This window comes from Caproiciproducens galactitolivorans (assembly GCF_026672255.1).
Taxonomy (GTDB): Bacteria; Bacillota; Clostridia; order Oscillospirales; family Acutalibacteraceae; genus Caproiciproducens; species Caproiciproducens galactitolivorans_A.
Map to the genome: position 1 here is coordinate 55,985 of NZ_JAPOHA010000011.1, position 23,167 is coordinate 79,151.

Consider the following 23,167-nt stretch of genomic DNA (forward strand, 5'->3'; position numbering starts at 1 on the left):
GAATGAAAATGACAGCAAAGGAGATTACCAGGGCCTGCGGGGGCAGGCTGCTTTGCGGCGACCCGGATACCGTTGTAACTTCGGTCAGCACCGACAGCCGGAAAATCGACAGCGGTACGCTGTTTGTCCCCATCAAAGGGGAAAGAACGGACGCGCATACCTTTATCGACGCTACGTTTGCGGCGGGCGCTTCCGCCACGCTGACGCAGGAACATGATCAAATGGATGACAAACACGCGTGGATTCGCGTTCAAAGCACGGAACAGGCCCTTCAGCAGATTGCCGCCGTGTACCGAAGAAAATTTTCCATTCCCTTTATCGGCATTACGGGCAGCGTAGGCAAAACAACGACGAAGGAAATGGTGGCTCTCGCGTTGTCGGCAGGCCGGAACGTTATGAAAACCGAGGGGAATTTCAACAGCCAGATCGGACTGCCGCTGACCATGTTTACATTACAGAAGAGCCATCAGGCGGCGGTTATTGAGATGGGAATGAGCAATTTCGGAGAAATGAGCCGGCTTGCCCAAATTGCCGCGCCCGACTACGCGGTAGTAACGAACATTGGCATTTCCCATATTGAGCAGTTAAAAACGCAGCAGAATATCATGAATGAAAAACTTCATATAACGGACTGCTTTCACAAGGATTCCGTCCTGTTTTTAAACGGGGACGACAAGCTTCTTTCCCAGCTTCGCAATACGCCGAAATGGAAAACGGTATGGTTTGGCACCCAGCCATGGTGCGATTTTTGGGCTGAAAACATACGGACGGCGGAGGCGTCCACCCGGTTTACCCTGGCTGCTCCGGAAGGTTCGTATGAGGTGCAGCTTCCCGCCCTGGGCATGCACAATGTTACAAATGCGCTGGCAGGTTTGGCTGTTGCGAAAACGCTTGGCGTGCCGCTTGAAAAAGCGATTGCCAAGCTGGCGGAGTATCGTCCGCTTGCCATGCGGCAGCAGATTCACCGGGTAAACGAAGTAACGGTGATTGACGATTCCTATAATGCAAGTCCCGATGCGATCCGCAGCAGCGTAGACGTGCTCTGCGGCTTCCATACGGGGAAGCGGATCGCCGTACTGGCCGATATGCTGGAGCTGGGCGATTATTCGCAGAAGGCGCATTTCGATGTCGGCGCGTACGCGGCAACGACCGGAATCGACGCTTTGGTGACCGTGGGGGAAAGGGCGAAGGATATCGTCCGGGGCGCGCAGTCGGTTCGCCCGGAGCTTCCCTGTTTCTCCTGCAATGACAACAGCGAAGCGATAGCTAAACTGAAATCCCTGCTGACCGGGGGGGACGCGGTACTGGTAAAAGGTTCCCGCGCAATGAAAACCGACCAGATTGTAAAAGCGCTTCTTTAAATAGGCTTTACTGACTACTATATGCGGCGGCGGACAAATTTAGTCCGCCGCTTTTTGATGCTGTGAAAGTGGGAAATACAGAAGTGATAATTATTTAACAAATAATCCCGCAAATAATAAAAAAGAATTGTGAACTTTTTAATAACAATGCCTTATTTCTATTGTCTTGTCCCCAAATTTATGCTAAACTGTTACCAATTTGTAACAGTTGTAACGATTATGTTTTATATGGAAACGTTTCAATAGAGGATGTTAAAAAGCAGGAGGTACTGTATGAAAAAAAGTCGCTTGATTCTTTCAGCGTTTCTTGCCGCCACAGTCGCTGTGGCCTCTTTCCTTACGGCATCGCCGACCGCTGCGGCGGCGGAAGCAAAAACGGGTGTCGGTCTTTCGGAGCATGTATTAAAAGCATACGACGAAGGATGGAAATATCATGCCGGCGGTTTCGGCCAGTTTTTCGGGTCGTCCCGCGGAACCGACTGCTCCGGATTGATTAAGTCCTACCTTTGGTGGACGGATGCGGCAAGCAATCCCAAGCCGAATCTTATGGCTGTGGCAGGAAGCTCGGGAAGCATGCTGGAATCCGCGAGTGCGAAGGGAACGATTAATTATTCCAATCCGTCCTCTCTGCCGAGAATCCATGGGCTGATTTTATACCAGCCGGGCCATGTCGGCGTGTATGTAGGCGATAATATGGCGGTGGACAACCGTGATTATGGAATTGATATAAAGTACGAAAAGGTTTTCGGCCGCAGCAAGCCGAAATGGACGATGTGGTTTAAGCTTCCGCAGATTTCTTACCCGACAAACGGTTTTGTTACATATAACGGAGAAAAATATTATTACGAGAACGGGCAGTATGTAGTAGATACAACCCGGACGATCAAAGGCGTAACCTATACCTTCGGCGAATCGGGCACGATTACCGCTACTTCAAACGAGGAAATCCGTCCGGTGGACAAGGTTAAGCCGATTGAATATTTTCCGCTTAAGTTACAGTCCCAGGGCAGTGAAGTGAAAAAGCTGGAGCAAAGGCTGAAAGACCTTGGGTATTATGAAAGCAGTGTGAGCGCCGTTTATGACGACTGCGTTTATAACGCGGTATTGAGTTATCAGAACGCCGCCGGTTTAAAGACGACCGGAATTGCCGATGCAAACACTTTAAAAAGCATTTATGCTGCAAATGCCGTAAAAAATCCGGCAGCCCAAACAAAGAATTAATACGAGGGAAACGCATTCCTTTTATAAAGTAAATATCCGCACGTTCACCCCCGTCAACGACGGGGGTGAACGTAATTTAAAATGAATTTATTCATAATGAATTCTTTGCTCCGAATTGAAAGAATAAGAGTGTATAAATTACCTATAAAAAACAGAGGAAAACAGAGAAAATAAGAGGAAAATAAAACAAATTCAATGATAAATTAAAAAAACAATAGAAATTTGCTGAAAAAGTCAAAAAAATCTTGACAAATCACGCGCAGGCCATTATATTTGATATGTTGCGTTTGCATCTAATTTCATATCGGCGGCGCTTCACTGCCGCAGTCAGCAATGACCGCGAAAAATCCTTTGCGGAGGGCAGTGGCAACGGCGTTGCTGGGATTGCGTTTAACCGCTTGGCTTAACGTAACTAATTTACCGCAAAGGGGATGCACATATTTGGAAAATACACCGATCATATCATTGGAAAACATCGCGGTATCGTTTGACGGGGAAGTCGTGCTGAAGGATTTTAACCTCAGTATTCGAAATGGTGAATTTGTCACCCTGCTTGGTGCTTCCGGCTGTGGAAAAACCACAACCCTGAGGATTATCGGCGGCTTTGTCAAACAGGATACCGGTGATGTTTTTTTTAACGGCAAAAAAATCAACGACCTTCCGCCGCATAAACGGGAGGTTAACACCATCTTTCAGAAATACGCCCTGTTCCCGCATTTAAACGTATACGACAATGTGGCGTTCGGAATGAGGGTTCACGGCAAAAGTGAAAGTCAAATTAAAACGACTGTAAATGAAATGCTCAGCATGGTGAATCTGAACGGTTTTGCGCACAGGAACGTCAATCTACTTTCCGGCGGGCAGCAGCAGCGCGTTGCCATCGCAAGGGCGCTTGCGAATGAGCCGAAGGTATTGCTCCTTGACGAACCGCTCGGCGCGTTGGATTTAAAGCTGCGCAAGGATATGCAGGTTGAGCTTAAGAAAATACAGCAGCAGACCGGAATTACCTTTGTATTTGTTACACACGACCAGGAAGAAGCGCTGTCCATGTCCGACACGGTTGTTGTTATGGACAAGGGAGAAATCCAGCAGATCGGCACGCCGCAGGATATTTATAATGAACCCAGGAATGCATTTGTCGCCGATTTCATCGGGGAAAGCAATATCCTCGACGGCGTCATGCACGAGGACTATCTGGTTGAATTTGCGCGCCACCCGTTCAAATGTGTGGACAAGGGATTTCAGGCGAATGAACCGGTGGACGTGGTCATCCGCCCGGAGGACATCGACGTTGTGGAACCGGACACCAGCCATCTTTCCGGCACGGTTACCAGCGTAAACTTTAAGGGCGTTCATTATGAAATCATTGTTGACGTCAACGGCTTTAAATGGATGATTCAGTCTACCGATTACCAGGAGGTCGGGAACCGGATCGGGCTTTCCCTCCAGCCGGATGATATCCACATTATGCACAAATCCGAATATTCCGGCATGTTTGGCGATTACAGCACATTCAGTGACGAAATGGATGAAGACAGCCAGAATGGCGGCAAGGAGGCGGAGATATACGAATGAAAGCAAAATCCGCAGCCGCTCCTTATGCCGTATGGATGACGATTTTTATTGTCGTTCCTATGGTCTTGGTCGTTATCTTTGCCTTTACAGACAAAAGCGGATCGTTTACCCTGAAAAACATCGCGGAAGTGGGACAGTACTCCAATGTATTCCTGCGTTCGATCTGGTTGGGCGCAGTTGCCACCGCGATTTCCCTGCTGCTGGGCTATCCGCTTGCCCAGATCATTTCCCATATCAGCCCCCGGCGCCAAAGCGTGATGATTATGCTTGTCATGCTTCCGATGTGGATGAACTTTCTGCTCCGGACCTACGCATGGATGACCTTGCTCGAAGATAACGGCATCATTAACAACCTGCTGGCTTCGTTCGGGCTGGGACGGCTCCATCTGATCAATACGCAGGGCGCCGTGGTTCTGGGCATGGTCTATAACTATATCCCCTATATGATTCTGCCGATTTATTCGGTGCTGACGAAAATTGACAGCAGCGTGGTTGAGGCCGCGCAGGATCTGGGCGCAAACCGGGTACAGGTATTTTCAAAGGTTATTTTTCCCATGAGTATGCCCGGCGTTATTTCCGGGATTACCATGGTCTTTGTGCCTGCCGTCAGTACCTTTATCATTTCCAAAATGCTGGGCGGCGGGGCGAACCTGATGATCGGCGATTTGATCGATATGCAGTTTTTGGGAAGCGCCTATAATCCGAATCTCGGTTCGGCCATCTCGCTCGTGCTGATGGTTCTGATTCTGATCTGTATGGGAATTATGCATCAGTTTGACGACGGTGAGAACAGCGGAGGAGGAATTATGGTATGAAAGCAATCTCAAAAATTTACGCGGTGCTTATCTTCCTGTTTCTTTACGCGCCGATTGTCGTCCTGATTGTTTTTTCCTTTAATGATTCCACAACGATGAGCCGGTCCGTCTGGTCGGGCTTTTCAATAAAATGGTATCTTAAGCTTTTTCAGGACGGCATGCTCCTAAGCGCCTTGCGGAACACCCTTGTGATCGCCGCTGTCGCGGCGCTGGTTTCCACCGTGCTTGGTACGGCGGCGGCGATCGGCATCGGCGGGATGAATAAGCTGATGAAGCGCATGGTGATGGACGTAACCAATCTGCCCATGGTGAACCCGGAGATCGTTACCGGCGTTTCGCTGATGCTTCTGTTCGTATTCGTGGCAAAAAGCATGGGCAACCTGACGCTCGGTATGTTCTCCCTGATTCTGGCGCATATCACGTTTTGCCTTCCGTATGTCATTCTGTCGGTTCTGCCGAAGCTCCGCCAAATGGACCCCCATCTGTATGAGGCGGCGCAGGACCTCGGCTGCAGTCCGATTTTCGCTTTTTTTAAAGTCGTTCTGCCGGAAATTATGCCGGGCGTGGTAACGGGCATGATTATGGCGTTTACGCTTTCGATCGACGATTTCGTCATCAGCTATTTTACAAGCGGAACAACGCAGACCCTTCCGATTTTTATCTATTCCATGACGAGAAAAAGAATCAGCCCGGAAATCAACGCGCTTTCCACTTTGCTGTTCGGTACGATTATCGTGCTTCTTCTGATTATTAACTTCCGTCAGGCCAAAGATCAGAAGGCGGAAGAAAAGGCGGAGGAGGCATAATATTGAAAAAAGCAATTGCGGCCGTTGCAGCCGCTGTCATTTTCGCTGCCGGGGTCATCAGTCCTTCGGCGATGGCGGAAACATCCGAAAAAGCCGCGCCGAAAACCGGGGTGACGATTAACGTCTATAACTGGGGCGAGTATATATCAAACGGGGTCGACGATACCATCGACGTCAATAAGGAGTTTACCAAAAAAACCGGTATTGACGTCAATTATACGACGTATGATTCCAATGAATCCCTCTATTCCAAACTTGCAAACGGCGGGGCGAATTACGATATTGTGATTCCGTCGGACTATATGGTTTCCAAACTGATTCAGGAAAAAATGGTTGAGAAGCTGGATTTCAGGAATATCCCGAATTATCAGTATATTGATCAACAGTTCCGCAGCCCGCAGTACGACAAAACCAACGAATATTCCGTCCCGTATACATGGGGCGTTGTCGGTATTTTTTACAATAAAAAATATGTAAAGGAACCGGTTGACAGCTGGAAAATTCTTTGGAATAAGAAGTATGCGGGAAAAATCCTGATGTTTGATAATCCGCGGGATACTTTTGGCATTGCGCAGAAAATTCTCGGCTATTCCTACAACAGCACCAATCCGGAAGAATGGGAAAACGCGGCAAAGCTGCTGAAAGAGCAAAAACCGATTGTTCAGGCATACGTTATGGATCAGATTTTTGATAAAATGTCCAGCGGGGACGCGTGGCTGGCGCCTTATTACGCGGGCGACGCCGCAACCCTTGTCAAAGACAATCCGGACATCGGCTTTTCCATTCCTACAAAGGAAGGGACAAACTTTTTTGTAGACGCCGTCTGCATCCCGACCGGCACACAGCACAAAAAGGAAGCGGAAGAATATATCAACTTCCTGTGCGACCCGGAAATTGCCGCCGCGAATATGGAATATATCGGCTACTCCACGCCGGAAACGGCCGCGAAAAAGCTTCTCCCGAAAGAGACGGTGGAAAATCCGATCTTTTATCCGAATGAGAAAATCATGAAGAAATCCGAAACCTTTGTCAATCTTCCGGAGGATACCAATTTAATGCTGGATACCCTTTGGGCGGAAGTAAAGATGGGCGGGCCGGGCCAAACCGCAACTTTGGTAGCGGTACTCTGCGGTTTTCTGCTGCTCTATATCGGAATCGTCGTTTATAAAAAAGTGAAAGCAAAACGGGAACTGCAATAAAATGGCTGAATTTTGAAATTTTTTTAAATAAAAAACCGCAGCGGAAAACGCTGCGGTTTTTGTATTTTATGCCTGCCTGATCATGAAATTACAGCCATTTCGGGTCTAAGAATGCGGGATTGGAGAAGGTTTTTCCAAAAAAATCCAATTAAATAGATAATTGTCATAATATTTTCACCGTCCGGTGGCAGATTAATAGTGCGGCGCAAGGAGGTGGAAATTTGAAAAATTTTCTAAAAGGTTTAACCGCATGCTCTTTCGTGCTGATGATTTTATATTCCGTAAGCATTGGTATGGCCGGCTATTTCACTCCGGATTCTTACAAAGTAACCGCGGGAAGTTCCCTGCAATGGGGTTCGGATGCGATTACGGCGGTGGCGGAAAACGGGGCGAATATGACGGCCGGATTTTGTTCCACACCCAATAAAAGCTATAAGGCGAAATTAATGCTTTACCATGTGATTCCTATTAAAACCGTAAATGTAGATGTTGTAAAAGAAACCTTGCTGGTTCCCTGCGGAACGCCCTTTGGAATTAAATTGTTTACAAACGGCGTCGTAATTGTAGGAGTGGCGGACATCAAAACAGCGGAAGGTACGGTGAATCCCGCGTCGATTGCAGGGCTCAAAGTCGGCGATGTAGTCACTGCCATAAATGGAAAAAAGGTCAACACAAACGCTGAATTAATTGAGACCGTTGCAAAAAGCGGGGGAAAAAGCCTTACGTTTACAATCCGCAGAGACAACGATTCCTTCGCTGTAAATGTTCAGCCGGTGAAATCCGAAATAGATGCCGGATACAAAGCCGGAATCTGGGTACGCGACGGTACCGCGGGCATCGGAACCCTGACGTTTTACAATCCGGTAACAAAATGCTTTGCCGGTTTGGGGCACGGCGTGTGTGACACGGATACAAATGAACTGATGCCTCTTTTGCATGGCGATATCGTTCCGGTTACCATCAGCGGTATTACAAAAGGGGAAAAGGGAAATCCCGGCGAACTCCGCGGTTATTTTACGACGGATAATGCGATCGGTACCCTGGAAGCCAATGTAAACGCCGGCGTTTACGGCAAACTTCGCATCGCACCCAAAGGGGAAGCAATGGAAGTTGCCATGAAGCAGGAAGTGAAAACAGGCCCTGTTAAAATTCTATCCACAGTGGACGGCGGCAGACCGCAGTATTATAACGCGGAAATTGAAAAAATTGATTATCGGGAAAATTTATACAGTAAAAATATGGTCCTTCACATTACCGATGAAAAACTTTTGAACACAACAGGCGGCATTGTTCAGGGGATGAGCGGCAGCCCGATTATCCAGAACAACAAGATTGTTGGAGCCGTTACGCATGTTTTTGTGAATGATCCGACCCGGGGTTACGGCATATTCGTAGAAAATATGCTGGAAGTTTCCCAGAAGGTTTCGGCTTCCGACCAACTAAAAGTATCTTAAATGATAGCTCTATCGTTATAATTCCCCCATAAAGCAAAAATATTTTTACAACCTATTGCCATTTTTTCCAATATATGGTAATATAGCGTTATAATAAATCTATCTAGGGGGGACATAAAAATGGAAAAGCATATTAAACTTCTTATTGCAAATGACAGTGTTGAATTTAACCGTGATTACGGTCGAATTTTTGAGCAATCGGGTATGGAGATAATCTATACGCAGAAGGATGGCATGAAACTTCTGGAAAAAATTGAATCCATCCATCCGGACGTAGTATTATCGGATTTATTCATGCCGCGGTTGGATGGAATCGGTGTAATGAAAGCGGTTCAAACGAAGATTCCGGAATCTGTGCCGATGTTTATTATTGTTTCCAATTTTACCAGTCCTGCGTTGGAAAGAGAAGTAATGATGTCGGGTGCTTCCTATTTTGCAATCTATCCGTTTAATGCAGCCGATTTGTGCGATCGGATTATTCAGCTGTGCTCCATGTCGGGTCTAACTCCGAAAGTGCAAACCCGGCCCCAAGCCCCGGCGGCATCCGAGCCTTCTTTGGAGATTCAGGTAACGGAAATTCTTCACCAGATCGGCGTTCCGGCCCATATCAAAGGGTATCATTATTTACGCGATTCCATTATTATGGCGATTGAAACACCGGATATTATTAATGCCGTTACCAAGCAGCTTTATCCCAGCGTCGCAAAACAGTATGATACAACGGCTTCACGCGTTGAGCGTGCGATTCGCCACGCGATCGAAGTTGCCTGGGACCGCGGCGATGTTGATATTTTAAACTCTTATTTTGGCTATACCATCCACAATACACGCGGAAAACCAACAAATTCCGAATTTATTGCAATGATTTCAGACAGACTCAGACTTCACATGAAGAGCGCAAGCTAAAACAAAAACCCCATGAAATGATTTCGAAGCGATTACAATAAAATTTTAAAAACTCCTTTGCTTTATTGGGTGTATACTTAATAGAGTAAAGGAGTATTTTTTACAAATAAACAAACCCCGAAAACCTTGCATTTAAAAGGCTCTCGGGGACGCTTTGCTTTACGATGCGCACCGGGATTAGTATGCTTCCAAACGGCGCTGCTGCCTCAGTTTGCGGCGCTTTTCGCCGGCTTCCCATTCCGCTTTTTCCTGAAAGTTTTCTAAAATCAATTTTGGAACCGGAATAGGCTTTTGATTATCGTCCAAAGCTACAAGTACAAGATAGGCGGTATTCACAAGCTTGCGTATGCCGGACAAATCCTCTGAAAAGCTGTCTACGCGCACTTCCATAGAGGTTGTCCCAACATAAGTGATCTTTCCGTGGAGGATGACCAGATTGTCGGCAAATACAGGGCTTTTAAACTGGAGCGAATCAATTTCCGCCGTAGTAACATTATGATTGCAATGCCTGCGTGCAACTGCTCCGGCAACAATATCAATCCAGGATGCAAGCTGCCCGCCGAATACGCGTCCCTGCCCATTCAGATGGTTATAAAAAATAGACTGCACTTGTTCCACTTCGGAATCTTTTACATGTTTTGCGGGTAGTTCGTTCATTTCATCACCATTTCCTTTAAAGTTAGTATTATCAATATATACCATCGTACATCATAATACAATCTTTTTTTTCGTATTTAAAATTGTTAACACAGTTTAAATTTTCGATTAGTAACAGCATTGTAATTGCGCCGGGGAGTATAAAATATTATAATAAGAAAGATTCAGTTTAAATAAAAGAAAAGGACGGCAGATATGGGAAATGAGTTCAACTGCTGCGCAATCATTGTTGCCGCCGGTGAATCCACGCGGATGGCACTTGGTTTTTCCAAGCAGTTTGTTCCCCTTTGCGGTGTGCCCGCGATTGTTCATACACTTTTTGCATTTGATGCGGCCGAAATGATTCAAAGCGTAATTGTTGTCTGTCGGCAGGAAGATATGCCGGAGATGAAAGATTTTATTGAAAAATATAAAATAAAAAAAGTGATTTTCATTGTTGAAGGCGGGGCGACGCGTCAGCAGTCGGTTGCGGCCGGTGTAAAGGCGACCCCCGAGGACGCCGCTTTTTTTGCAATCCATGACGGCGCAAGATCCTTGATCACCGCCGAAGAAATCGACGCTTCCGTAAAAGACGGAATCCGGTGCGGCGCGTCCGCGCTGGCGGTACCCGCGAAAGATACGATTAAAATCACAGGGAAAGATAATTACGTCATTTCAACGCCGGAACGTTCCACGCTTTGGGCGGTTCAAACCCCGCAGGTCTTTGAGCGGAAACTTTATTTAAATGCAATGGAGCAGGCGCAGAAGGACCGGGCGGATTACACGGACGACTGCCAGTTGGTGGAACATATCGGCGTTAAGGTCCATTTATGCAGGGGGACCTATACCAATTTAAAATTGACAACCCAAAATGACGTTTATACCGCCGAAGCGATTGTCAAAAGCAGGGGGATGGGAAAATGAGAATCGGCCACGGTTACGATGTTCACCGTCTGGAAGCGGGGCGGAAGCTTATTTTAGGCGGCGTGGACATTGCCTATGAAAAAGGGCTGCTTGGCCATTCGGATGCCGATGTGCTCGCCCATGCGATTTCCGACGCGCTTCTCGGCGCCGCGGCGCTTGGCGATATCGGCGGCCATTTTCCCGACACCGACCCCGCTTATGAAAACGCGGACAGCCTGCTGCTGCTTTCCAAAGTTTGCGCAATGCTGGAAGAAAAAAATTATAAAATTGGAAATATAGACGCTACCATTCTTGCGCAGGCGCCCAGGATAAAACCGTATATCGGGGAAATGCGGAAAAATTTAGCGGCGGCCTGCAAAATCGCCCTCGACCAGATCAGCGTAAAGGCGACCACCGAGGAAGGGCTTGGCTTTACCGGGACCGGAGAAGGTATTGCCGCCCATGCGGTTTGCATAATTGAGTCGGGTAAGGACGGACAAAAGGCTTGGCTATCGCATACTCTGTAATAAAAACAGAGAGGTGATAACCATGGGCGAGCCTATGATTATGGTCAACTCAATCACGTATGCGATGAAGGGCCGTGATATTTTATTGAGCCACGGGATAAAGGCATATGTAGAAAGAACACCGCGCAGCAATGTAACCGGCGGCTGCGGTTATAGTATATATGTTCCGGAAAGAACCGATGAAGCGGTAAAAATCCTGACCGATGCGGGTATAAAAATTCTTGGACGAGCGGAAAGAGACGGTACGTCATGATTTATCTTGATAATGCCGCAACTACTTATCCAAAACCAGTTTCGGTGCAGAATGCCGTTCAGGTTGCGTTAAATAAGTATGGAGCCAACCCGGGAAGAGCCGGTCATGCCATGTCGCTTGCGGCAGCAGAGGAAATCTACCGCTGCCGCACGGCGGCGGCCAATTTTTTTAAGGCGCCCGGTCCGGAATGCGTTGCCTTCACCTTGAACTGCACCCATGCAATGAACTATGTTTTAAAAGGTCTTTTAAAGCCGGGAGACCATGTTGTTACATCCTGCCTTGAACACAATGCTGTTATGCGTCCATTGCAGAAGCTGTCGGAGAGCGGCGTTACCTTTACCGCAGCACAAGTATTTCCAGGCGATAATGATGCTACGCTGGATGCATTTCGCAATGCGATTCAGGAAAATACGAAATTGATTGTTTGTATGCACGCTTCCAATGTGTGGGGAATCCGGCTGCCGGTGGATCGGATTGCCGCGCTTGGACATCTCTATAATATCCCGATTGCGGTTGACTGCGCGCAGTCGGCCGGTGTTCTGACGATTGATATGGCGGAAAGCGGTTTTGATTATCTTTGCGTAGCCGGGCATAAAGGGCTTTACGGCCCGATGGGCACCGGTATGCTGGTTACGCCGAACGGCTCCAATCTGGATACGATTATCGAAGGCGGCACCGGCACAAGTTCTTTTTCCATGGAACAGCCCCAGACGATGCCGGACCGCATGGAAAGCGGTACGCAGAATATGCCGGGAATCGCGGGGCTGCGGGCCGGAATGGAATTTGTTAACCAAAAGGGTATCCAAACCATTTATCACCATGAGATGGGTCTCATCAATTATCTGTATAAAAAACTGTCTGAAAATAAAAACGTAAAACTCTACACACAGGAACCGAAATGGCCGTATTTTGTGCCGGTTTTATCCTTTAATGTGAATGACCTGCCAAGCGAGACCGTTTCGCAAAAGCTGAACGCGGCCGGCATCGCGGTACGTGCGGGGCTGCATTGCGCGCCCGCCGCTCACGAGTGTTTGGGAACACTGAAACAGGGCACCGTCCGCGTCTGTCCTTCCGTATTCAGTACCATGAATGAAATGAACGCGCTTGTTTCAGCTGTGCAAAAAATAATCTAAAAATACAGAATAAAAGGATTGCATATAAAAGGATATATGCTAAAATAAAAAAGGATGTGTTTTATTCTGGCGGAAGGAAGTAAGTTATGGACGTAGTCGTGAACATTTGGAATTCGTTTTTCAGCCTCGCGAAACAGTTTCGGGTTTCTGATGCTTTAGACGTAATTCTGGTTTCCTTTATTATATACAGTGGAATAAAACTCGTTCGGGAAACGAGGGCGGAGCAGCTTGTCAAGGGAATCCTCGTTCTTTTGGCTGTATGGGGTTTGTCCTATATGCTCAGGCTTTATATGATGAAAAGCCTGCTCACTTACTTTTTCCAGTTCAGCGTGATGGCGCTGCTTGTCGTTTTTCAGCCGGAAATCCGGCGCGCTCTGGAACAGATCGGCCGGAGCGGCATTGGAAATAAACACTGGACATTCGGCCTGCCGTCGGATGATTATGAAGTTTTAGCCCAGCAGAACCGAAGAGGCGTAAATGCGGTGGTGGATGCCGCCGCCGTTTTACAGAAGCAAAAAACCGGCGCGCTGATTGTTTTTGAAAGGCAGACAAAGCTGGGCGATATTATTGACACGGGAACGGTGGTCAACGCCATCCCGTCGGTCCCGATTATCTGCAATGTCTTTTTCAACAAGGCTCCGCTTCACGACGGCGCCATGATTATGCGCGGCGGAATGCTTTACGCCGCCGGGTGCATTCTGCCGCTTACAAAAAGCGATAATGTCAGTATAGACCTCGGTACACGGCACCGCGCGGCAATCGGTATGAGCGAAAATTCCGACGCCGTCGTGGTGGTGGTTTCCGAGGAAACCGGGCAGATTTCGGCTGCGGTGAACGGTGTGCTTACGCGCAATTATACCAGGGAAACTTTGAAAAGCCAGCTGGAAAGCCTGCTTCTTACCAGGGAAACCGAGCCGAGCGAAAAACGGCAGAGTTTCTTCCCCCCGTTAAGGAGGGTGAAAAAGAAATGAAAATCAAAAAGTTTAGTATAGGAAGTTTATTTTACAATAATAAATTCGTCATGTTCTTTTCCGTGCTTGCGGCCATCGGATTATGGATTTTCATGGCGCTAACCAATACGGAGGAATTCCCGAGGCAGATTCAGGGTGTGCCGATTACGATCCGGCTTTCGGATGCTGCGCAGGCAGACGGCCTGAAGGTTTTCAGCCCGGTGAATCAAACGGCGACGGTCTCCATCAAGGGCAACAGCCTGATCGTAAAGCAGATACAGCCCTCCGATCTGGAGGTTGTTGCGCAGCTTGCGTCAACGATTACAAGCCCGGGGAACTATACTTTTAATTTATCCGTCAATAAAAAAGGAACGTTATCGAATTTTGATGTCGTTTCCATATCGCCGAACCAGGCGAATATCAGCGTAGACCGCTACGCGGAAAAAACGTTCCCGATTGAGAATGATATGAAATATAAATCGGATTATAAATCCGATCCCTCCTATTTTGTAAGCGCTCCAACCTTCAGCGTCGATACGGTTACCGTTTCCGGCCCGGAAAAGGAAGTTTCCCGTGTGAACAAGGTTTCGGTGCAGTATGAAATTAACGATACTCTTCGGGAATCCAAGAGTTTTACCACCGATTTAATCCTGACGGATGCCAATGGGAATAAAGTCGCAAGCGACAAAATTAAGATGAGCCAGGAAAAAGTGGATGTTACCATTCCCGTCCTTTCCAGAATCGTTCTGCCGCTCAGCGTCGACTTTACCAACAAACCGACCGGATTGGCGCTTTCCCCAGGTCAGATTACCATCAGCCCGCAGTCCATTGAGGTTGCCGGCCCGAAGGATGTGCTTTCCAATCTGACGGAAATCAGCTTGGCCCCGATCGACTTTTCGGGAATCAGTCCGACGACCAGTTCCTTCGACGTAAACGTGAGCCTGCCGGCAAGCTGTAAAAACCTCAGCAATGTTCCGGTTGCCAAGGTTACCCTGGATCTGGGTTCCATGGCTACCAGAAAAATGGTGGTCAGTAATTTTGCAATCAAAAATCTTGCGGCGGATAAGACCGCGAGCGTTTATACCAAGAGCCTGACGGTTACCGTTGTCGGCCCGGAAAGTGAAATTTCAAAATTAACGGAAAACAGCCTTTCCGCTCAAATTGATATGGCCGGAAAGGAGAATTTTACCGGACATACCGAAATGCCGGTCAGCATCAGCGTGGGCAATGCAACCAGTTCCTGGGTTTACGGAAGCTATATGGCAAACATCAGTGTAAGTCCGATCCGCGGTTAGGTTGAAATCCTTGTATTTACGGAAGCATATCCGGTTTGCGGATATGCTTTCTTTGCGTAAAATGTATGAATTTCCTGTTTATATGGATAAATTACTTTAAAGTTTATGCCGGTTGAGATATAATGAATATATAATAAAAATGGAAGCAGGTGTTTTTTTGACTACAGAATTTACCGTGCCTCTGTCCAAAGTAATTAAAGAACTTTCACTGGAAATGATTTACATGCCCGGTGACGCTGAAAAAATTTTGATATCCTCTATGGATGTAAACAGGCCGGGACTTGAGCTGAACCGTTTTTACGATTATTACGACACAAGACGGATTATTGTTTTCGGCAACGCGGAAACGTCCTTTTTAAAATCCATTACCTCGGAGGAACGTTCGAAAGTTTTAAACGAAATTTTCTCAAAAAAGCCGCCCGCGGCAATCGTAGCCCGGAATATTGAGCCGATGCCGGAACTGATGAACGCGGTGAAAGCCAATGAAATACCGCTTTTAGGCACACCGGATACGACGTCCAGCCTCGTGGCCGCGCTGGTTTCTTTTATGAACGTGGAGCTGGCTCCCCGCATTACACGGCATGGGGTGCTGGTGGAAGTATACGGCGAAGGAATCCTTTTGGTTGGCGACAGCGGCGTCGGCAAAAGCGAAACGGCGATTGAACTGATTAAACGCGGACACCGGCTGATTGCGGATGACGCGGTGGAAATCCGCAGGGTATCCGCAAAATCGCTGGTAGGCCAAGCCCCCGAAAATATCCGTCATTTTATCGAACTGCGCGGCATAGGCATTATTAACGCGCGCCGCATTTTCGGTATGGGCGCCGTAAAGATGACGGAAAAAATTGATATGGTCATCAACCTGGAGATTTGGGACAATCAAAAGGTTTACGACCGTATGGGCATCGACAGCGAATACACCGAAATTCTGGGGATTAAGGTTCCTGTGCTTACCATTCCGGTGAAGCCGGGCAGAAACCTTGCCATCATCATTGAAGTAGCCGCCATGAACAACCGCCAGAAGAAAATGGGGTATAACGCGGCGCAGGAACTGATGCAGAACCTTGGGATGGATATGTCCGTCATGCAGGAACAGGAGAAAAAACGGGAATTGGAATTCTAAATGGAATAAGAATGGAAACAGGGAGTAAGAATGAATATAATAGCAGACACACACACGCACACGATTGCATCTACACACGCTTACAGTACGTTAGAGGAAATGGTTCACGCCGCGGCACGGAAAAAGCTGTACGCGATCGCCATTACCGACCATGGTTACCGTATGCCGGGCGCGCCGGGACGGTGGTATTTTGAAAACATGAGAGTGATTCCGCATTACATGGAGGGCGTTCTTGTTCTTCACGGGCAGGAAACGAATATTATTGATATGGACGGCGGCGTTGATCTTGAGCCGGACTGCGCGGATACACTGGATTGGATTGTTGCATCCATTCACGATGTCGCCTTTCCATGCGAAAAACCTACGGTAGAGGCGATTACGAATGTTTGGATGAACATTGCGAAAAATCCGCACATTCATGTTATCGGCCACAGCGGCACAAAAGAATATGCATATGATTTTGAAACGGTTATCCCGGAATTCGGCCGCACGGGAAAACTGGTTGAATTAAATGAAGGCAGTTTTACGGGGCGGAAGAAATCCATACCGAACTGCAAAAAAATTATGGAGCTTTGCAAAAAGCACAGCGTACCGATCATTTTAAACACGGATTCTCATATATCCGCCACGGTCGGATGCTTTGAACATTCTCTGGCGCTTCTGAAGGAATTGGATTTCCCGGAGGAACTGGTTGTAAACGCAAGCACTGACCGTTTTCATGCTTATTTGAAAGAGCATTCCGCGATAAAGAACGATCCGATCTTTCAATCAAAATAATCGGAGGGTACAATGAATCAACTGGAACAGTTAGCGATTACGGCGAAGGACTTGGGCTGCAAGGTTTGCTGCGACGAGCCGATGAGCCGCCATACTACCTTTAAAATCGGAGGGCCCGCAGACCTGTTTATCACCGTGTATAACCGGGATGCCGTTCAAAAACTGTATCGGGCGGCACATGAACTTGACGTACCCCTGCTGCCCATCGGCAACGGCTCCAATATGCTTGTCAGCGACAGCGGCATTCGCGGCGGGGTCATTGCGCTCGGCGGGGAACTGAGCCAAATCCGGTTAAGCGGCGACGGCTGCACGGTTCACTGCGGCGCAGGCGCAACACTGGCCGGGCTTTGCGTTTTTGCAAGGGAACATTCGCTTACCGGGCTTGAATTTGCGTGGGGGATTCCCGGCGCTGCCGGCGGCGCCGCGTTTATGAACGCGGGCGCATATGAGAACGCAATGGAAAGTGTGCTGGCCTCCTGTACGCATGTTACGAAAACAGGGGAAATCGGTTCGCTTAGCGGTGCAAAGCTCGAACTGGGTTACCGTCACAGCGCTTATACCGAAAACGGCTGCACGATCCTTTCCCTTACGGTCCGGCTGAATCGGGGAGACCGGGAACAGATTGCCGCCCGTATGGATGAGCTGCTCGGACGCAGAAAGGCGAAGCAGCCCCTTGAAATGCCGAGTGCGGGCAGCGTCTTTAAACGTCCGCAGGGGCATTTTGCGGGGGCGCTGATTGAAAACTGCGGTTTAAAAGGCAGAAGCGTGGGCGGCGCGATGGTAAGCCCGAAGCATGCCGGATTTATTGTGAATACGGGCAATGCGACCTGCCGCGACGTGCTGGAACTGATTGATATCATAAAGGAAACCGTGTATCGGCAGACGAATGTGGAACTGGAATGTGAAATAAAAACGATCGGCTGATATGGAGGAACTATGGAATTTTTGATTGTTACGGGTCTTTCCGGCGCAGGGAAGTCCCGCGCGATTGACGCGTTGGAGGATATCGGTTTTTATTGCGTGGATAATATCCCGCCGAAGCTGATTACGGCGTTTTATGAGCTTGCAAATCAGGCGAAGGGGTCGCTGTCCCGCGTAGCGGTGGTTACGGATATCCGCGGCGGCGATATGTTTTCCAGCTTGTTTGAAACATTGGATGAACTGCAAAGCGAAAATAAAAATTACCGGATTTTATTTTTGGATGCCAACGATTATGTGCTGATGAACCGATTTAAGGAAACACGGCGAAAGCATCCGCTTTCGGAAAACTGCCTTGGTTCGCTGGAACAGGCGGTTAAGCTGGAAAGGGATGTGCTAAAGCCGGTGCGCGAACGGGCGGATTATATCATCGATACTTCGTATCTTTCGCCCGCCCAGCTAAAAGAGCGTATTTCGAGCCTGTTTTTGGGCGACTCGTCCGATGCGCTGATGATTCACTGCGTTTCCTTCGGCTTTAAATACGGGATACCCGCCGAGTCGGATCTGGTGTTTGACGTGCGCTGTCTTCCGAATCCCTTTTATGTGGAGGAATTGCGGAATCTGACGGGTTTGGACGAGCCTGTTCGCAGCTATGTGATGAAGTGGGAACAGACACAGGGATTTATCGACCGCTTTTTAAGCTTGATTGATTATATGATTCCGCTTTACTGCAATGAGGGAAAGTCCCAACTGGTGATTGCTATCGGCTGTACCGGCGGGCATCACCGTTCGGTTGCTCTGGCGCAGCTTTTGTACAACCATCTGCTGGAAGCGGACATGCGTACCAGTGTGAATCACCGCGATATCCATAAACAGTAATGACCGGGGAGAAGGTTGCAATGTCATTTTCATCCGATACAAAAATTGAATTATGTAAAGAGACACCGCGGAACTCTTGCTGCCAAAAGGCGGAGTGCTACGGTTTGCTTTTATTTGGGCGGGCGTTTTCGGGCCATGCCATCACCCTGACGACGGAGAGCGGAGCCGCGGCACACCTTGCGGCCCAGCTTACCGCCGAAACCATCGGGGTTATTGTTGATCTGTCCGCGTCGGTATTGCGCAGAAAAGAGCGTAAAAACGCTTTTACGGTTACGATAAACGGCAGTGAACAGCGCAGCGCCGTTCTTGATTTTTTTGGACACGATCAAAAGGAAATGAATCTGCGGATTAATCATTCCAATATGGAAGACGAATGCTGCGCCAGCGCTTTTTTGCGCGGGGCCTTTCTTTCCTGCGGCACCGTAACCGATCCAGCGAAGGATTACCGCCTGGAATTTACCGTTCCCTTTATGAATTTGGCAAGGGACCTTTCCGCTTTTATCAGCGGGATTTACGAGCTGGATTTGCAGCCGGGCCTTTTAAACCGCAAGGGCGCGTTTGTGGTTTACATAAAAGGCGGCGAACGCGTTGCGGATTTCCTGACTTATATGGGAGCCGGAAATGCGGCGATGGAATTGATGCAGGCAAAAATGCTCAAGGAAGTCCGGAACAATGTAAACCGGAAAACCAATTTTGAAACGGCGAATATTGACAAGACGGCGTCTGCGGCGGCGGCGCAGATCATCGCGATCGAGAAAATCAGAAACACCGCCGGATTGGACGCTTTGCCGGAGGAACTGCGGGAAATCGCCGACCTGCGTTACCGCAATCCGGATATGTCCCTGCGTGAGCTTGGCGGAGCCTTGTCCGAACCGCTCAGCCGTTCCGGCGTAAACCATCGGCTTCAGCGTATCGTCGACATTGCAGGGAGTTTATAAAGAACCGGGAGGGAGACACCATGTTTGTACATTTACATTTGCATACGGAGTACAGCCTGCTGGACGGCGCCTGCCGCATCAATGAATTAATCAATACCGCCGCGGACAGGGGAGATACTGCCGTTGCGATAACGGACCACGGCGTAATGTACGGCGCCGTGGATTTTTATAAGGCCGCGAAAAAAAGAGGCATTAAACCGATTATCGGATGTGAGGTCTACGTGGCGCAGCGGTCGCGCTTTGACAAGGTGCATGAACTGGATTCGGAGCACCGTCACTTGGTGTTGCTCTGTGAAAATAACACCGGTTACCAGAATCTGATCGCAATGGTTTCGAAGGCCTGGACGGAAGGCTTTTACAGCAAGCCGCGCGTCGATTTCGACCTTCTGGAAGAACATCACGAAGGGCTGATTGCGTTGTCCGCCTGTCTGGCCGGTGAAATCCCGCGCGCGCTTACCGCCGGGGATTACAACGGCGCAAAGGAAGCCGCCCTGCGTTATCGCGATATTTTCGGGGAAGACCATTTTTATCTGGAATTGCAGGATCATGGACTTCGTGAACAAAAGCGAATCAATCCCTCGATCATCCGCCTGTCCGAAGAAACGGGGATTCCTTTGGTGGTTACCAACGACTGCCATTATATTAAGCCGGAAGACAATAACATGCACCGCATTCTGTTGTGTATCCAGACGAACCATACGATTGAAGACAGCGACGCCATGGATTTCGGAAGCGACCAGTTCTATTTTAAAACGGAAGAGGAAATGCGCGCATTGTTTCCCGCCCATCCGGAGGCGGCGGACAATACGGTAAAAATAGCGGAACGCTGCAACGTGGAGTTTGAATTCGGAAAAACCAAGCTGCCGCATTTCGAAACGCCGAACGGGCAGGAAAATACCTCGTATTTCCGCGACAAATGTTATGAAGGATTATACAGACACTATGGGAAAAATCCGGATAAAGCGATTATTGACCGACTGGAATATGAACTGAAAACCATCGAACACATGGGGTATGTGAACTATTATCTGATTGTGCATGATTTTGTGCGCCACGCGAAAGAAGTCGGAATTCCGGTCGGGCCGGGAAGAGGTTCCGGCGCGGGAAGCCTTGCGGCCTACTGCATTGGAATCACAGGAATCGATCCCCTGAAATACAACCTGCTGTTTGAGCGTTTCTTGAATCCGGAACGCGTCAGCATGCCCGATTTTGACATCGACTTTTCCGATGAGCGCCGTCCGGAAATGATCGACTATGTTGTTGAAAAATACGGCGCCGATCACGTGGCCCAGATCGTCACCTTCGGTACCATGGCGGCGCGCGGCTCAATTCGTGACGCCGGCAGGGCGATGGCGATCCCATACGCTACGGTGGACGGCGTTGCCAAGCTGGTTCCGATGGAGCTGAATATTACGCTGGAGAAAGCGCTGAATTCTTCCGCAGAGCTGAAACAGCGCTATGATACCGACCCGCAGATTCATGAGCTGATCGATATGGCGCGCAAGCTGGAGGGAATGCCGCGCAACGCTTCCACCCATGCCGCCGGGGTTGTTATTACGGACAAGCCGGTTGCCGAGTATGTTCCGTTAGCGAAAAACAACGATTCCGTCGTTACCCAGTACACCATGACGACGCTGGAAGAACTCGGCCTTCTGAAAATGGATTTTCTCGGCCTTCGGAATCTCTCCGTAATCCGTGACGCGCAGGATATGATCAGCGAGAAACAGCCCGGGTTCCAGATTGAGGATATTCCGCTGGATGATAAAAAAGTATATACCATGCTGACGACCGGTGCGACGGACGGCGTGTTCCAGTTCGAATCCGCGGGAATGCGCAGCGTGATCATGCAGCTGAAACCGGAAGATATTGAAGACCTGATCGCTGTTATTTCACTGTACCGCCCCGGCCCGATGGAGTCCATCCCGCGGTATATCGAGAACCGCCATCATCCGGATAAGGTCACATACCGTCATCCGCTTTTAAAAAATATTCTTGACGTTACTTACGGCTGCATTGTGTATCAGGAACAGGTTATGCAGATTTTCCGAACACTTGCCGGGTATTCGCTTGGCCGCGCGGATATTGTGCGTCGTGCCATGAGCAAGAAAAAGGCCGCTGTAATGGAGCGCGAAAAGCAGATTTTTATTTATGGCCTGACCAATGAAAAGGGCGAAGTCGAAGTGGAAGGCTGTATCCGCCGCGGCGTGGACGAGCCGACGGCAAAGGCCATTTACGCCGAGATGGCAAGTTTCGCTTCCTATGCCTTCAATAAATCGCATGCCGCTGCCTATGCCTTGTTAAGCTACCAGACGGCATGGCTCAAGTGCTATTATCCGCGCGAATATATGGCCGCCCTGCTGACGAGCGTACTGGACAACAACAATAAGCTGTCGGCCTATATTGCCGAATGCATGCGCCTGGGAATCCGCGTGCTGCCGCCCCATGTGAACCAGAGCGGCATCGGCTTTACGGTTTCCGGGAAGGACATACGGTTCGGCCTGCTGGCAATCCGGAATCTTGGCCGCGGGTTCATCGTGAACCTTCTGCATGAACGCGAAGCAACCGGCCTGTTCACCACATTTTACGGTTTCTGTAAACGCATGTACGGTGACCTGAACCGCCGCGCACTGGAAAGCCTGATCAAGTGCGGCGCGCTGGACGGCCTTGGCGTGAACCGCAGGCAAATGCTTACGAGCGTTGCCAATATTATGGATTTTCTGGATGACGACAAAAAGCGTAATGTGGACGGACAGATGGGCTTTTTCGACAGCGTGAAAAGCGATGAGGCGGAATACACCATCGCGCCGATGCCGGATTTCAGCCTTTCGGACAAGCTTTTCATGGAAAAAGAATCGGCCGGAATGTATCTTTCCGGCCACCCAATGGCAGAATATATCCATGTCTATGATACAATTCATGCAAGCCGAACCGGAGACATTCTGGATGACGCAAGGGAACAGGGCGGCCGTTTTCACGACGGCGATACCGTTACGCTTTTAGGCATTATCGTCGGTGTGAAAATGAAAGTGACCAAAAGCAACAGCACTATGGCCTTTGTTACCATTGAGGATATGTTCGGTTCCATGGAAGTTCTGGTTTTCCCGAAAATCCTCTCGCAGTTTGCGGAATGGATTGGAGAAGGGAAAATCGTGAAGATGTTCGGCCGGATCAGTATCCGGGAAGATGAGGAAGCGAAATTGATTTGTGAATCGGTTGGCCCCGCCCCGTCGCCCTCTGCAGACGGCAAAACCGCCCAGTCCGGAAAATCCGTGCGCCCGGGGCTGTATATTAAAGTGCCCGGCGAAGGCTCCGAACAGTATGACCGTGCCAAAAAATATCTTGCCGTCTTTGACGGCCGTACGCCGCTTTATGTTTATTTTGTCGATTCCAAAAAGCTCATGCGCGCACCCTTTTCGATGTTCGTGAGCATCAATGATATATTGATTCGCGAATTAAAAAAGCTTTTGGGGGACAAGAATGTGGCGTATGTTGAATAAA

General features: G+C 48.8%; 21 protein-coding genes. 20 read left to right on the forward strand and 1 reads right to left on the reverse strand.

The genetic code is table 11. The features are described 5' to 3' along the window. The first annotated feature begins 2 nt into the window (after window positions 1-2). The 8 genes from OUY18_RS11125 (at window position 3) to spo0A (ending at window position 9,337) form a co-directional block, all read left to right on the forward strand. Window positions 3-1,361, forward strand: a complete 1,359-nt coding sequence (locus OUY18_RS11125; RefSeq protein ID WP_268058859.1) for a UDP-N-acetylmuramoyl-tripeptide--D-alanyl-D-alanine ligase — start codon at window positions 3-5, stop codon at window positions 1,359-1,361. A gap of 273 nt (window positions 1,362-1,634) precedes the next feature. Then, entirely contained in the window at window positions 1,635-2,582 is a 948-nt protein-coding gene (locus OUY18_RS11130; protein WP_268058860.1) for a peptidoglycan-binding domain-containing protein, read from the forward strand. A gap of 441 nt (window positions 2,583-3,023) precedes the next feature. Next, entirely contained in the window at window positions 3,024-4,157 is a 1,134-nt protein-coding gene (potA, locus tag OUY18_RS11135; protein ID WP_268058861.1) for a spermidine/putrescine ABC transporter ATP-binding protein, read from the forward strand. After that, window positions 4,154-4,972, forward strand: a complete 819-nt coding sequence (locus OUY18_RS11140) for an ABC transporter permease (protein WP_268058862.1) — start codon at window positions 4,154-4,156, stop codon at window positions 4,970-4,972. The genes potA and OUY18_RS11140 overlap by 4 nt, the downstream gene beginning before the upstream one ends. Next, the gene (locus OUY18_RS11145) at window positions 4,969-5,778 is read left to right on the forward strand and encodes an ABC transporter permease (RefSeq protein WP_268058863.1); all 810 of its coding nucleotides are present in this window, start codon (window positions 4,969-4,971) and stop codon (window positions 5,776-5,778) included. Before OUY18_RS11140 ends, OUY18_RS11145 begins: the two co-directional genes overlap by 4 nt. Window positions 5,779-5,780: 2 nt before the next feature. After that, entirely contained in the window at window positions 5,781-6,977 is a 1,197-nt protein-coding gene (locus OUY18_RS11150) for an ABC transporter substrate-binding protein (RefSeq protein ID WP_268058864.1), read from the forward strand. A 221-nt stretch (window positions 6,978-7,198) separates the two neighbouring features. Further along, window positions 7,199-8,431, forward strand: coding sequence for a SpoIVB peptidase (gene spoIVB, locus OUY18_RS11155; RefSeq protein ID WP_268058865.1), 1,233 nt, complete (start codon window positions 7,199-7,201; stop codon window positions 8,429-8,431). Between the two features lie 120 nt (window positions 8,432-8,551). Further along, window positions 8,552-9,337, forward strand: coding sequence for a sporulation transcription factor Spo0A (spo0A, locus tag OUY18_RS11160; RefSeq protein ID WP_268058866.1), 786 nt, complete (start codon window positions 8,552-8,554; stop codon window positions 9,335-9,337). 177 nt (window positions 9,338-9,514) lie between these two features. On the opposite strand, the gene OUY18_RS11165 is transcribed toward spo0A, so the two are convergent. Next, entirely contained in the window at window positions 9,515-9,994 is a 480-nt protein-coding gene (locus OUY18_RS11165; protein ID WP_268058867.1) for an acyl-CoA thioesterase, read from the reverse strand. Between the two features lie 195 nt (window positions 9,995-10,189). On the opposite strand from OUY18_RS11165, the gene ispD reads away from it, so the two are divergent. The 12 genes from ispD to OUY18_RS11225 all read left to right on the forward strand — a co-directional run bounded on the left by ispD (window position 10,190) and on the right by OUY18_RS11225 (window position 23,166). Further along, window positions 10,190-10,897 carry a 2-C-methyl-D-erythritol 4-phosphate cytidylyltransferase gene (gene ispD / locus OUY18_RS11170; RefSeq protein WP_268058868.1) on the forward strand — a complete coding sequence of 236 codons (708 nt, stop codon included), beginning with the start codon at window positions 10,190-10,192 and terminating at the stop codon, window positions 10,895-10,897. Then, on the forward strand, window positions 10,894-11,403 hold the full coding sequence (ispF, locus tag OUY18_RS11175) for a 2-C-methyl-D-erythritol 2,4-cyclodiphosphate synthase (protein ID WP_268058869.1): 510 nt from the start codon (window positions 10,894-10,896) through the stop codon (window positions 11,401-11,403). Before ispD ends, ispF begins: the two co-directional genes overlap by 4 nt. A gap of 22 nt (window positions 11,404-11,425) precedes the next feature. Further along, window positions 11,426-11,656: a DUF3343 domain-containing protein gene (locus OUY18_RS11180; protein ID WP_268058870.1), complete on the forward strand. Its 231-nt coding sequence runs from the start codon at window positions 11,426-11,428 to the stop codon at window positions 11,654-11,656. Next, window positions 11,653-12,789, forward strand: a complete 1,137-nt coding sequence (locus tag OUY18_RS11185) for an aminotransferase class V-fold PLP-dependent enzyme (protein WP_268058871.1) — start codon at window positions 11,653-11,655, stop codon at window positions 12,787-12,789. Before OUY18_RS11180 ends, OUY18_RS11185 begins: the two co-directional genes overlap by 4 nt. A gap of 86 nt (window positions 12,790-12,875) precedes the next feature. Next, the gene (cdaA, locus tag OUY18_RS11190; RefSeq protein WP_268058872.1) at window positions 12,876-13,760 is read left to right on the forward strand and encodes a diadenylate cyclase CdaA; all 885 of its coding nucleotides are present in this window, start codon (window positions 12,876-12,878) and stop codon (window positions 13,758-13,760) included. Further along, on the forward strand, window positions 13,757-15,034 hold the full coding sequence (locus tag OUY18_RS11195; RefSeq protein ID WP_268058873.1) for a YbbR-like domain-containing protein: 1,278 nt from the start codon (window positions 13,757-13,759) through the stop codon (window positions 15,032-15,034). Before cdaA ends, OUY18_RS11195 begins: the two co-directional genes overlap by 4 nt. A 157-nt stretch (window positions 15,035-15,191) precedes the next feature. Beyond that, window positions 15,192-16,157 (forward strand): HPr(Ser) kinase/phosphatase, encoded by a 966-nt coding sequence (gene hprK, locus OUY18_RS11200; RefSeq protein ID WP_268058874.1) that lies wholly within the window; start codon window positions 15,192-15,194, stop codon window positions 16,155-16,157. A 30-nt stretch (window positions 16,158-16,187) separates the two neighbouring features. Further along, window positions 16,188-16,934, forward strand: coding sequence for a phosphatase (locus OUY18_RS11205; protein WP_268058875.1), 747 nt, complete (start codon window positions 16,188-16,190; stop codon window positions 16,932-16,934). 12 nt (window positions 16,935-16,946) lie between these two features. Then, window positions 16,947-17,858: a UDP-N-acetylmuramate dehydrogenase gene (gene murB / locus OUY18_RS11210; RefSeq protein WP_268058876.1), complete on the forward strand. Its 912-nt coding sequence runs from the start codon at window positions 16,947-16,949 to the stop codon at window positions 17,856-17,858. Between the two features lie 12 nt (window positions 17,859-17,870). Further along, on the forward strand, window positions 17,871-18,731 hold the full coding sequence (rapZ, locus tag OUY18_RS11215; RefSeq protein ID WP_268058877.1) for an RNase adapter RapZ: 861 nt from the start codon (window positions 17,871-17,873) through the stop codon (window positions 18,729-18,731). 20 nt (window positions 18,732-18,751) lie between these two features. Further along, a complete protein-coding gene (gene whiA, locus OUY18_RS11220; RefSeq protein ID WP_268058878.1) occupies window positions 18,752-19,669 on the forward strand; it encodes a DNA-binding protein WhiA in 918 nt (305 codons plus the stop codon). A gap of 20 nt (window positions 19,670-19,689) precedes the next feature. Continuing rightward, the gene (locus OUY18_RS11225; protein WP_268058879.1) at window positions 19,690-23,166 is read left to right on the forward strand and encodes a DNA polymerase III subunit alpha; all 3,477 of its coding nucleotides are present in this window, start codon (window positions 19,690-19,692) and stop codon (window positions 23,164-23,166) included. The last annotated feature ends 1 nt before the right edge of the window (window position 23,167 follow it).

Bases quoted from the DNA above. Each gene is read 5' to 3' on its own strand.
- rapZ (WP_268058877.1), top strand. From the start codon at position 17,871: ATGGAATTTTTGATTGTTACGGGTCTTTCCGGCGCAGGGAAGTCCCGC.
- OUY18_RS11165 (WP_268058867.1), bottom strand. From the start codon at position 9,994: ATGAACGAACTACCCGCAAAACATGTAAAAGATTCCGAAGTGGAACAA.
- OUY18_RS11130 (WP_268058860.1), top strand. From the start codon at position 1,635: ATGAAAAAAAGTCGCTTGATTCTTTCAGCGTTTCTTGCCGCCACAGTC.
- OUY18_RS11185 (WP_268058871.1), top strand. From the start codon at position 11,653: ATGATTTATCTTGATAATGCCGCAACTACTTATCCAAAACCAGTTTCG.
- OUY18_RS11195 (WP_268058873.1), top strand. From the start codon at position 13,757: ATGAAAATCAAAAAGTTTAGTATAGGAAGTTTATTTTACAATAATAAA.
- whiA (WP_268058878.1), top strand. From the start codon at position 18,752: ATGTCATTTTCATCCGATACAAAAATTGAATTATGTAAAGAGACACCG.
- cdaA (WP_268058872.1), top strand. From the start codon at position 12,876: ATGGACGTAGTCGTGAACATTTGGAATTCGTTTTTCAGCCTCGCGAAA.
- OUY18_RS11125 (WP_268058859.1), top strand. From the start codon at position 3: ATGAAAATGACAGCAAAGGAGATTACCAGGGCCTGCGGGGGCAGGCTG.
- OUY18_RS11225 (WP_268058879.1), top strand. From the start codon at position 19,690: ATGTTTGTACATTTACATTTGCATACGGAGTACAGCCTGCTGGACGGC.
- OUY18_RS11145 (WP_268058863.1), top strand. From the start codon at position 4,969: ATGAAAGCAATCTCAAAAATTTACGCGGTGCTTATCTTCCTGTTTCTT.
- OUY18_RS11180 (WP_268058870.1), top strand. From the start codon at position 11,426: ATGGGCGAGCCTATGATTATGGTCAACTCAATCACGTATGCGATGAAG.
- OUY18_RS11140 (WP_268058862.1), top strand. From the start codon at position 4,154: ATGAAAGCAAAATCCGCAGCCGCTCCTTATGCCGTATGGATGACGATT.
- murB (WP_268058876.1), top strand. From the start codon at position 16,947: ATGAATCAACTGGAACAGTTAGCGATTACGGCGAAGGACTTGGGCTGC.
- OUY18_RS11205 (WP_268058875.1), top strand. From the start codon at position 16,188: ATGAATATAATAGCAGACACACACACGCACACGATTGCATCTACACAC.
- ispF (WP_268058869.1), top strand. From the start codon at position 10,894: ATGAGAATCGGCCACGGTTACGATGTTCACCGTCTGGAAGCGGGGCGG.
- ispD (WP_268058868.1), top strand. From the start codon at position 10,190: ATGGGAAATGAGTTCAACTGCTGCGCAATCATTGTTGCCGCCGGTGAA.
- spo0A (WP_268058866.1), top strand. From the start codon at position 8,552: ATGGAAAAGCATATTAAACTTCTTATTGCAAATGACAGTGTTGAATTT.